This window comes from uncultured Candidatus Kuenenia sp. (genome assembly GCF_900696675.1).
Lineage (GTDB): Bacteria > Planctomycetota > Brocadiia > Brocadiales > Brocadiaceae > Kuenenia > Kuenenia stuttgartiensis_A.
This window is the reverse complement of record NZ_CAADGZ010000015.1, coordinates 37,992-49,221: the sequence shown is the minus strand read 5'-3', so window position 1 is coordinate 49,221 and position 11,230 is coordinate 37,992. Positions and strand designations below refer to the sequence as shown.

Annotated in this window: 9 protein-coding genes; 8 read left to right on the top strand and 1 reads right to left on the bottom strand. The window is 41.7% G+C overall.

Annotated features, from left to right (window positions below):
• From QZT26_RS04390 to QZT26_RS04355, 8 genes are all read left to right on the top strand, one after another.
• Positions 1-216, top strand: a 216-nt coding sequence (locus QZT26_RS04390; protein ID WP_295100928.1) for a hypothetical protein, incomplete at its 5' end; no start/stop codon positions are given.
• A gap of 213 nt (positions 217-429) precedes the next feature.
• The gene (bioA, locus tag QZT26_RS04385) at positions 430-1,794 is read left to right on the top strand and encodes an adenosylmethionine--8-amino-7-oxononanoate transaminase (RefSeq protein WP_099323815.1); all 1,365 of its coding nucleotides are present in this window, start codon (positions 430-432) and stop codon (positions 1,792-1,794) included.
• A gap of 51 nt (positions 1,795-1,845) precedes the next feature.
• The gene (bioD, locus tag QZT26_RS04380) at positions 1,846-2,535 is read left to right on the top strand and encodes a dethiobiotin synthase (protein ID WP_230409888.1); all 690 of its coding nucleotides are present in this window, start codon (positions 1,846-1,848) and stop codon (positions 2,533-2,535) included.
• 48 nt (positions 2,536-2,583) lie between these two features.
• Positions 2,584-3,528: a hypothetical protein gene (locus QZT26_RS04375; RefSeq protein WP_169702856.1), complete on the top strand. Its 945-nt coding sequence runs from the start codon at positions 2,584-2,586 to the stop codon at positions 3,526-3,528.
• 516 nt (positions 3,529-4,044) lie between these two features.
• Entirely contained in the window at positions 4,045-5,376 is a 1,332-nt protein-coding gene (thiC, locus tag QZT26_RS04370; RefSeq protein WP_099323817.1) for a phosphomethylpyrimidine synthase ThiC, read from the top strand.
• A 218-nt stretch (positions 5,377-5,594) separates the two neighbouring features.
• Entirely contained in the window at positions 5,595-7,205 is a 1,611-nt protein-coding gene (locus QZT26_RS04365; protein WP_169702855.1) for a B12-binding domain-containing radical SAM protein, read from the top strand.
• 48 nt (positions 7,206-7,253) lie between these two features.
• On the top strand, positions 7,254-8,255 hold the full coding sequence (locus QZT26_RS04360; protein ID WP_164995148.1) for a methyltransferase: 1,002 nt from the start codon (positions 7,254-7,256) through the stop codon (positions 8,253-8,255).
• Positions 8,256-8,686: 431 nt separating this feature from the next.
• Positions 8,687-10,450 (top strand): hypothetical protein, encoded by a 1,764-nt coding sequence (locus tag QZT26_RS04355; protein ID WP_295100915.1) that lies wholly within the window; start codon positions 8,687-8,689, stop codon positions 10,448-10,450.
• 89 nt (positions 10,451-10,539) lie between these two features.
• Here the strand turns inward: QZT26_RS04355 and QZT26_RS04350 are convergent, their stop codons facing one another.
• Positions 10,540-11,160 carry a lysophospholipid acyltransferase family protein gene (locus QZT26_RS04350; RefSeq protein WP_164995150.1) on the bottom strand — a complete coding sequence of 207 codons (621 nt, stop codon included), beginning with the start codon at positions 11,158-11,160 and terminating at the stop codon, positions 10,540-10,542.
• Positions 11,161-11,230: the final 70 nt, after the last annotated feature.

Here is an 11,230-nt window from a genome sequence, read left to right as displayed (position 1 = left end):
TGCAACGTTTCATTAAAACATGGCGGAAATCACAAAAAATCGGGAATACACCCCAGAAAAACCTCCAGGCTGACATCATGGGTTCATTCCCTTTTCCATTCGAAGCTGGAGCTTCGCAAACAATCCCGTTCCCAAGCCGGACAGACTGGGTCAAATGAAAAATTTTATCCTATTTTACGACAGGCATTCTCCACTTTAATGGTAAAACAGCACTAAATAGGGTCTAAAACAGGCATAATGCGAGGAGTTGCCCCCACTTTTGAGACAACAAAGTTCATTTGACCCAGTCTGCGGAGCTTGGGAACGAGCGATTTTTTTTCATAGGACTAAAGTGTTACGATTATTGGAATTTTTCAAAAAACTAATGTATTACTACTTTTTAGTAAATAGGCAATTTTGAAATATGGCAAGAAGGAGATACGTGGAATAATGTTTGAAGAGATTCGTAAGGAACAATTGCAGACATGGGACAAGACCTACCTCTGGCATCCTTTTACCCAAATGCAGGAGTACGTGAAGGAAACCCCTCTTGTTATTGCGGAAGGAAAGGGGATTTACCTGAAAGATATTGATGGCAACGAATACATTGACGGGGTTTCCTCTATGTGGTGTAATCTTCACGGCCATCGCAAAAAAGAAATCGATGACGCCATAAAGGCACAGCTTGACAAAATCGCGCACAGCACCTTTTTAGGCCCTACCAATATCCCCGCTTCAGAACTTGGTAAAAAACTTATCGAAATCGTACCAAACGGTTTAAGCAAAGTGTTTTACTCTGACAATGGCTCCACCGCAAATGAAGTTGCCCTGAAAATGGCCTTTCAATATTGGCAGCATAAAGGCAGAAGAGATAAAACACAATTCATTGCATTACAGTATGGGTATCATGGAGACACTATAGGCACGATGGCGGTGGGCGGGATTGATATATACCATAAAGTATTTAGCCCCCTTTATTTTAAAACACATTTTGCACCTTCTCCTTATTGTTATCGCTGTCCATTAAATAAAATTCCGGAAGATTGCAGCATGGAATGTCTCGGTACACTGGAAAAGATTTTACAGGAACATGCGGATAATGTCGCTGCAATGATTATGGAACCCCTTGTACAGGGTGTAGGCGGTATGTTAATGCATCCAAAGGGCTATCTGGCAGGAGTCAGCAAACTATGTAAGCAATACGATGTACTACTTATTCTGGATGAGGTAATGACGGGATTTGGACGAACGGGAAAAATGTTTGCCTGCGAACACGAATGTGTCGTCCCCGACCTTATGCCTCTGTCAAAAGGGATTAATGGCGGATATATGCCTCTGGCGGCTACGCTTGCAACGCAGGAAATATATGACGCCTTTTTAGGAGAATATACCCATTTGAAAACCTTCTTTCATGGACATACCTATACAGGGCATCCCCTCGGATGTGCAGCGTCCCTGGCAAGTATACACCTCTTCGAAAAAGAAAACATTCTGGAAAATTTACAGCCGAAAATAAAGCACCTGAAAGAGAAGTTATCATCTTTCAAGGTATTAAAACATGTCGGTGAAATACGGCAGTGTGGTTTAATCGCCGCAATTGAATTAGTAAAAGATACGAAAACAAAAGAACCTTATTCATGGGTTGAACGCATAGGAATACAAATCTGTCTTGAGGCAAAGAAACAGGGGGTATTAATACGTCCATTAGGCCATATCATTGTCATCATGCCGCCGTTGATTATTACCACTGCTGAATTGGACAGATTACTTGGCGTTATTTACGAGTCTATACGGACGGTTACGGAAAAAGTGTAAAAAAGAATTGTTATTAATTAAGGAGAAATGGTTGTGACTGCAGGATGCTTTGTGACAGGAACAGATACAGGTGTCGGCAAGAGCATTGTTGCGGGAGGGCTGGCCGCTCTTTTGAAAAACAGCGGTTGCAATGTGGGAGTTATGAAGCCTGTTGCTACAGGAGGCAAATACCATAACAATAGGTTGGTATCGGACGACGCGCTATTTCTTATGTCAGCAGCGGAAATTGATGACGACTATGAACTCATCAACCCCATATGTTTTGAACAACCCATTGCGCCCACAATTGCGGCTCAATTAAATAATACCACAATAGACCTGGAAAAAATCAGACATGCCTTTGATATCCTCTGTAAACGGCACGATTTTATGATTGTCGAAGGTGTAGGCGGTTTGCTTGTCCCTGTAAATGAACACTATTTTATCATTGATTTAGCCCGCGAATTTAAACTCCCCCTGATAGTTGTCAGCCGGCTCTCTCTCGGAACAATAAACCATACCCTTCTCACCCTGTCATATGCCCGTGAACATGGCGTAAACATAAAAGGAATAATCTTTAACGACCATGCGGATACCAATGACTGCCTGAAAAACTATACGGTGAAAGAGATCAAAAGATTTACAAATGTACCTGTACTTGGCACCATACCCTTTGATAAACGGCTTGATGTTGAAAATTACCATAAAGAAACCGTATTAAAAATTTTTAGTGATAATGTAGACAAAAACATTATAATATGAAACGCCATTGTTTGCCGCATTTTTGTAGCTTTTTGTGGAGGAATTATCATGCCGCCCGTAGGTGAAAGGGTTGATAACCTGGAACAAATACTCGCAGAGTTCATCAGGAACGTTGGCAATGCACAAATGCAGACGGAGAGGGAAATCCGTGAGTTTAAGGACGAAATGCAACGGGACAGGGAAAACTCCAAAATCGAAATGAAGGTATTCAGGGAGGAGATGCGGAGTTTCAGGGACGAAATGCAACGGGATAGAGAAAACTCTAAAATTGAAATGAAGATATTCAGAGAGGAGATGCAGCAGGACAGGGAAAACTCCAAAATCGAAATGAAGGTATTCAGGGAGGAGATGCAACAAGACAGGGAAAACTTCAAAAATGAGATGCGGAATTTCAGAGACGAAATGCAACATGATAGAGAAAACTCTAAAATTGAAATAAAAGAATTCAGGGAAGAGATGCAACAGGACAGAGAAAACTCCAAAAACGAAATGACTGAATTCAAGGAGGAGATGCGGAAAGACAGGGCAAGGGCATTTAAACAATGGGGAGAAATCACCAACAAAATGGGCACGTTGGCAGAGGATTTTGTAGCCCCAAACGTTGGGGAAATCGCCATGCGGTATTTCTGCTGTGAGGAAGGCAGCGAAGAAGATTTCATGGTCAGAAGATTTAAAAGAAAGCCAAAAACGAAGAGCAAGAGAAGAGAGTTTGACGTAATTGCAGTGTATGATACCAAAATTATTCTTGTAGAAGTAAAATCCACTCCCAGAATACAGTACATAGATGATTTTGCGGAAACTTTAAAGGAAGTGTACGAGTACTTTCCAGAATATATAAACAAAAAGATCATTCCTGTTTTTGCATCCCTTTATTTACCAGATGAAGTAATTGCATACCTCACAAAGAAAAACATTTTTGCAATGGCAATCAGAGATGACATGATGGATTTGATGAATTTCGGGGAAGTACATCAGGCCAGGGCAAACACATAATAATCGCTGTAAAATCAACGAGATATTTCCAACGTGTTCTGTTTTGCAACCCATGAGTTTATTCGGGGAATAGCACTCTGTATGACTATCCGCCAACTCCTTGTTTTTTATGTTGGAATCCAGGTGAGCAATGGTGAAATAAATAGGGTGTATTCCCGATTTTTTGTGATTTCCGCCATGTTTTAATGAAACGTTGCAGTAGTGTTAACCCTGACAGGGTTTCAAACCCTGTCAGGGTTGTTTTTGCCCCGACTCCATGAACGCTTACAAACAATCGGGAATGCACCCAAATAAATACTAGTACATCGTTTCGTTAAAATGTGTACGTAAAAAAATGTCATTGCGAGTAGTGGAGTGACGAAGCAATCTCTTGTTCCCAAAAAACTTAAGATTGCTTCGCTGTCGCTAGCAATGACGGTATCAATGTAGATATTTTAATGAAACGCTATACTAGAAAACGGTGGTTTTTAGTTTGAGAAAGTTTTTAAAGGCTTAATTAATTTGGAGTAAAAATAGATGAAAACTCAGTTAGAACTTGCACGCGATGGTGTTATAACGGAAGCCATGAAAGAGGCTGCTGTATATGACGACGTCACCCCGGAATTTATCCGAGAAGGCATTGCAAAAGGACAGATCGTTATTTATGGAAATCCGAACAGAAAGGCGCGTGTGATTGGCATCGGCAAGGGACTCAAAACAAAGGTAAATGCCAGCATCGGCACTTCCCCCGATATTATTGACGCCGAGATGGAAGTGAAAAAGGCGCAAACCGCTGAAAAATACGGTGCGGATACACTGATGGAGCTTTCAACAGGCGGTGACTTGGTCAAAATCAGAAAACGGGTGTTGGACTCCATTTCTCTTACAGTAGGTACCGTGCCCCTTTACCAGGCGGCAATAGAAACCAATAAGAAAAAGGGTTCTGTAGTACACATGGAGGCTGATTTCCTCTTTGATGTTATAGAACAGCAGGCGGAAGAGGGTATTGGTTTTATGGCTATCCACTGCGGCATTAATTTAATCACCTTAGAGCGATTAAGAAGGCAAGGTTATCGTTATGGCGGCCTGGTGAGCCGCGGCGGTTCGTTTCTGACCGCATGGATGAATCATAATAAAAAAGAGAATCCCCTCTATGAACAGATCGACCGTCTTATTGATATTATGAAAAAACACGACGTTATTCTCAGCCTTGGAAATGGCTTACGGGCAGGAGCAGTTCATGACAGTACTGACCGCGCACAGATACAGGAACTTATTATCAATTCCGAAATTGCGGAATATGCCCAAAGCAAAGGGGTTCAAATTATCGTTGAAGGACCTGGACACATCCCCATCGATGAGATCGAGGCAAACGTTTTGATACAAAAACGACTCAGCAACAACGCCCCTTTCTACATGCTTGGCCCTATTACTACCGATATAGCCCCCGGATATGACCACATTTCATCTGCCATTGGCGCTGCCTTATCTTCACGTTACGGCGCAGACTTCATTTGCTACGTTACACCGCCTGAACACCTTGCCCTTCCAGGACCTGACGACGTGCGTGAAGGCGTTATGGCCGCTCGTATCGCCGCCCACGTAGGTGATATGGTAAAACTAAAAGACAAGGCGAAAAACTTAGACCTCAAAATGGGTATTGCACGCAGAGACCTCGACTGGAAGACTCAATACGAAACAGCCATCACCAAGGAACGTGCACAGGAAATTCGCAATAGCCGTCCTCCCATGGATGAGGATACATGCACAATGTGTGGCAGTCTGTGTTCACTCAAAGGTGTGATGAAATACTACGAAGAAGACCTGAATAAAAGCCGCAAGAAAAGCGCTGCCACTGCAGCATTTTGAACCTGAAGGTCAAAAGCATAACGATTTTTTGCTATCAGTCATAATTATCACTACAGCGACATATTATTCTTACGCCCTGCTCAATAATTATGCCTGGTATATTAATCCTGTCAGGGTTGTTTCGTTAATTATTGCAAATTTCAAAAGGATCTATTGCCTTGTCGATTGTCTTGCTCGAACACCCACGTTTAAATAATTCAGTCCGATGTGAGGAAGTAGTGAATGCCCCGTTATCAGCATGCCTGTTTACAGGATATATTGCCTCTGTTTTACGGGAAAACAAGCTTACGGTCGAAGTTGCCAATGCACATCTTTATGACTGGTCAATAGAAGAAACCATTACACATATCATCGCAAACAAACAATTACAGCTTCTGTGTGTCCATACCGTATATCTGTGGGAAAGGACCATGGATATATTTGATATGCTCTCAACACTGAAAACGGCGAATGAAGCCTTACACATCAATCTCTACGGTTATTTTCCCACGTTTGCTTATAAAAATATTCTTACTGATTATCCATTTGTTGATTCTGTGACGGTTGGCGAACCTGAATTTACAACCCTTGACCTTGCAAGAGGTATTGTATCGGAAAATCGTACTTCAACGGAAATCCAGGGAAGCAATACATTATTAAAAAAGAAGAGAAACCCCCTCTCTTGCCCCCCCCTTGCGAATCCGGGGAATGAGGTAAGAAGAAGTGTATTCCCTGATGGAATGAATATTGCCGGGCTTGCTTCCAAGGATAAAGACGGGAGGGTCGTTTTTACGCCCAGGCCTCCTATCCATAATTTAGACCAGCTACCCTATCCTTGCCGGCAGGATGTTACTCTCTGTCAGAAAAAGGGTATTGTTACGTATATACAAGGAAGCCGGGGATGTTACGGGCATTGTGCCTTTTGCTACCTGAATCCCTTTTATGAGCAAACAAGCCTATGGCGCGGCAGAAGCGCAAATAATATATTTGATGAAATCTTCAAATTACACACCAAATACTCTATTGAAAACTTCTATTTTTCAGATGCTAACTTTTTTGGCCCCGGGAAATATGGAAGTGAACGTGCGTCTGCCCTTGCGGATCTTATTCTTGCAAACGGTTTAAATATCCGATTCGGCTTTGAATGCCGCGTCAACGATATTGAAGAAAAAACAATAGAAAAACTGGTCATGGCAGGACTTGCCAATGTATTTCTTGGTCTGGAAAGCGGCGATGACAATTCTCTGAAACGATTTAAAAAACACACAACTTCTGAGGAAAATAAAAAGGCTATTCGTCTGTTAAGAAATTACGGAATAGAGCCAACCTTTGGTTTTATTATGTTTGAACCACATGCTACCATGCAAAGCATACGCAATAATTTTGAATTTCTGAAAGAAACAGGCATTATGACTTCACCAGCAGTCACCGCTCATTTGCTCCACCACAGGCAAACAGTTTTCCAGGGAACGCCTGCATATCAATCAATGATGCAATCGCAGACAAAACTTGATGACTCATTTTCACCCTATGAAATCTTTTATAAAATAAAGGATTTAAAGGCGGATGCATTTTCCGTAATTATTACAAACATATGCAAAGATATTTTAGCCCTCTTGCCTCATACCTTTGTTGAATGCAACGACATGTTATCGGATACCCGCTTTGATTATCCTTTATTAAAAAAATTAAACGACGCATTGATCACCGCATTTGAAGATATCCTGCATAAATTCGAAAGTGCCTCCATTGTTCCCAACGGTGAATATTTTCATTCCACACACAGGGAAATAATAAACGATATTCAATCATTACTGTTGCATGCAAATGCCTTACATGAGACCAAATGAATATAAATTCATCACTATCCTTTACCCCATTTTAAACAGGAACGATTCATGAATGAAATAAATCATTTACAATTTGAGTACTTACTTCAACTCAGCTCCGCCTACTGGAAGTCACAAGTACTATTTACCGCAATAGAATTAGATATCTTCACCGCCATTGGCAATAAACATTTAGCCGCAGAAGAACTCGCGCATAGCATTAATGCAAATGCAAAGGCAACGGAAAAGATACTCGACGCCCTTGTTTCACTCGATCTCCTTGTGAAACAGGAAAAGCTTTATCAAAATTCACCAATAGCGAATTCCTATCTCATCAAAGGGAAACCCTTTTACCAGGGTAACGCCATCCACCATTTTAACAATATCGCTGAAAACTGGACTATGCTGTCCCAAACGGTGAAAACTGGAGAGGCGGTCGTGTTAAAAGATTTGCCGGAAGAGGCAGACCCGCATGATGTAAAAGTCTTTATTACCGCAATGCAAAATATTGCATCGGTAAAATCACACGATATATGCGCCACAATACCTTTAAAGAACCCTAGAAATATGCTTGATATTGCCGGAGGCCCGGGCACGTATTCCATCGAATTTGTAAAGAAATATCCTGAATTGCACGCGGTAATCTTTGACCTGAAACACGTAACAAAATTAACACATGATTTTATTCAGGCCGCAGGGTTACAGGAAAGGATAAAAGTACAGGCGGGAAACTGCCTTGAAGATGATTTTGGCACTAATTGTTACGACACAATTCTCGTTTCCAATTTATTACACATATACAACCCTGAGAATAATATAACAATACTCAAAAAATGCTGGAAGGCATTGCAAAATGAGGGCACGTTAATTATTCATGAATTTGTTCTTGATGAAACAAAAACACATCCTCAGTTTGCCGCACTTTTTAGTCTTAATATGCTCATCGGTACACAGGAAGGGGCGTCTTATAGCGAGACAGAGTATCGTTCCTGGCTGAAAACAGTTGGTTGTAACAAAATCACACGCACCGATCTGCAATCAAACTCTTCGTTAATTATTGGCAAAAAATAAACAATCGTAATGACCGAATAAAATAAAGTAACGGATTTCATCCTCCTTCACAAGCAACAGTTCATGGAGGGCTCATAATAAAAAAGAATTGCAAAAACGTTTTTATGACCAATAAGGGCAAAAACGTTACTGGTTCAAATTACTTGAAATAAGTCCTTTTATTTGATAACTTAGCACACATTTTCCCGCGATTTATACTATTGTTTTAAATTACATGTATGAATAGTGAATTTTTGTAGCAATTTAGTTTTTTTCGAAAAATTCCGATAATAGGGATGTTTGTCACATATCGTAGAATTTTTTTAAATGGGCAATCCATCTAACACTTTTATCAAGAAGAAAGGAGAAAGTAGAAAGTAGAGATTTACCACTGATTACTAGCTATTTTATTTTGTTTTACCGCTTATTTATCATAAGGAAAGGGGAATTTGATGATAAAAAAACGCTTTTTAGGGCTACCTTTAGTATCTGTTTTACTTTTTACAATGACATTCTTATGTATAAACGATCATATCGCTTATGGTCAATTGCCACAGCCAACAAGAACTCAGCCTCAACCAGGATTTTCTCCAAGGCCTCAGCCTACTGGCACTCAGCCGCAACCAGGATTTTCTCCAAGGCCTAGGCCTACTGGCACACAGCCTCAACCGGGATTTTCTCCACGACCTCAGCCTACTGGCACTCAGCCTCAACCGGGATTCTCTCCACGGCCTCAGCCTACTGGCACTCAGCCTCAACCGGGATTCTCTCCACGGCCTCGGCCTACAGGCACCCAGCCTCAACCAGCACCTACACCTGGTGTTGTAACTCCTCAAATATCGGGTGGATGGTCTCATTCGTTAGCACTAGACTCCGAAGGAAAGTTATGGGCGTGGGGACTTAATGAAGACGGGCAGTTGGGCGATGGCACAAACGACAGCCAAACAACCCCTGTAGCTGTTCAAATAAATGCTCTTACTACCATTACTGCCGTAGATTGTGGTGGAGATCATAGTATGGCGCTTGACTCACTCGGCAGAGTTTGGGCATGGGGTTATAACGGTGACGGAGAGCTTGGCGGTGGAACAACGGAGAATAACAGTAATGTTCCCGTTCCCGTACCTAACCTTACCGATATAATTGCCATTTCTGCCGGAGGCGAATACAGTATTGCTTTATCATCTGACGGTTCTGTTTTAACATGGGGTGCAAACAGTGACGGGCAGCTCGGCAATGGCAATACTGACCAGAATAGCGTTCCTACTAAAATAAGCAGCCTACCATTGATGAAAGGAATTTCTGCCGGAGAAGCTCATAGTCTTGCCGTAACAGAAGACGGCTTTGTTTATGCCTGGGGATTAAATGATGAAGGGCAAATTGGCAATGGCGAAAAGAGCGCGGACAATCCTGTTTTAAATCCTGTACAAGTTCAAGGATTGACTGATATTGATGCAGTTTGCGCAGGAGCCACATTCAGTTTGGCGCTCGGCATTGACGGAAGGGTATGGGCATGGGGACTTAATGATGAAGGACAATTAGGTGATGGCACGAATACCAACAGCACCACACCCGTAGAAGTTACAAACCTTGCAAAAATTTCCGCAGTTGCCTGTGGAAGTGACCACAGCCTTGCAATACGAAATGGCAAAGTAAAATCCTGGGGATTAAACGATGAAGGACAGCTTGGCGACGGTTCAACGAGAAGCAGTTCTGCACCTCTTGACGTTACCGGTTTGTCGGACATCGTATATGTTGCAGCAGGAGAATCTCATAGCCTGGCAATCACCTCAAAAGGCAACATATATGTGTGGGGATTAAATGGAGATGGTCAATTGGGCGATGGGACGAACAGGAGCAGCAGGACGCCAAAAACGATTGATTTGAATCTCGGCGTGACTGCAGTTGAAGGTCCCGGGGAATGCGAAACAGACGACATTGAAGCAGACCCAAAAAAGTTAAAGCTCAAAGTCGGAAAAAGCACAGAAGTAACATTAACATTAACGGGAGAAGATGGTTGTCTGGTTGAAGGAGAAAGTATTACGGTAAAACTGAATTCATCCGGAAAACGACGTGTTTCTATCTCTCCGAGCAAGCTAACATCAGACGAAAATGGCAATGCATCCTTTACCGCTACCGCAAATGCGAAAGGCAAAGCCAAGATCACTGCCAAAGCCGGCAGCAGTAAGGTGAAAATAAAGGTAAAAGTTAAGGAATAACCGTTTTACCTTGCAAGTAATTTAAAAAAGGGGTATTTCATTTAAAATGAAATACCCCTTTTTGTTTATGCCTTTTCTCCAAATAATCTCTAAACAGACAGATTTTTAATCTGCATCATGATTTCATTCGTGATTTCAACCACTCTTTCCCTGTCATCCTTCCCTATTCCCACATTCTCAAAAGTAACGGGTAGTCCAAAGTATATTTTAATTTTTGTTCTTTTGGGTATCTTTGCCCCTTTTGGTAATGCTTCATATGTACCTGCTATGAATGCAGGCACAACCGGGGCGCCACTTTTAAGCACAAAGAAACCTATGCCCGGGTTTCCCGGTTGCAATATTCCTTCCTTACTAACGCCGCCTTCCGGAAAAATCCCTAAAACACCTTTTTTTTTAAGCACACCTAACCCCTCTCTTATTGAAGAAGTATTTGGTCCGCTCTGCCGCACACAAATACAATGTAACAACTTGAAAAACCATTTCAACTTCCCTTCATAATACAACTCGGTCATTAAAAACGAAATACGCCTCGGAAACATTGCCTGAAGCACAATTGGGTCCATATAGCTGAAATGATTTGCCGCAACGATAAGCGGGCCGGTACGAGGTATGTAATCCTTATTTACCGATTCTATCTGATAAATTGCCTTTAACAAAACAATACCCAGGAGCTTTAAAATCAGGAAAAAACACTCGTTTAAAATACTCACATCCTCTCTCTTTCTCCTTAGTAAAATAATCTTTTTAAAAAAATCGCGGTATTTGCCGCATATTGTAGTG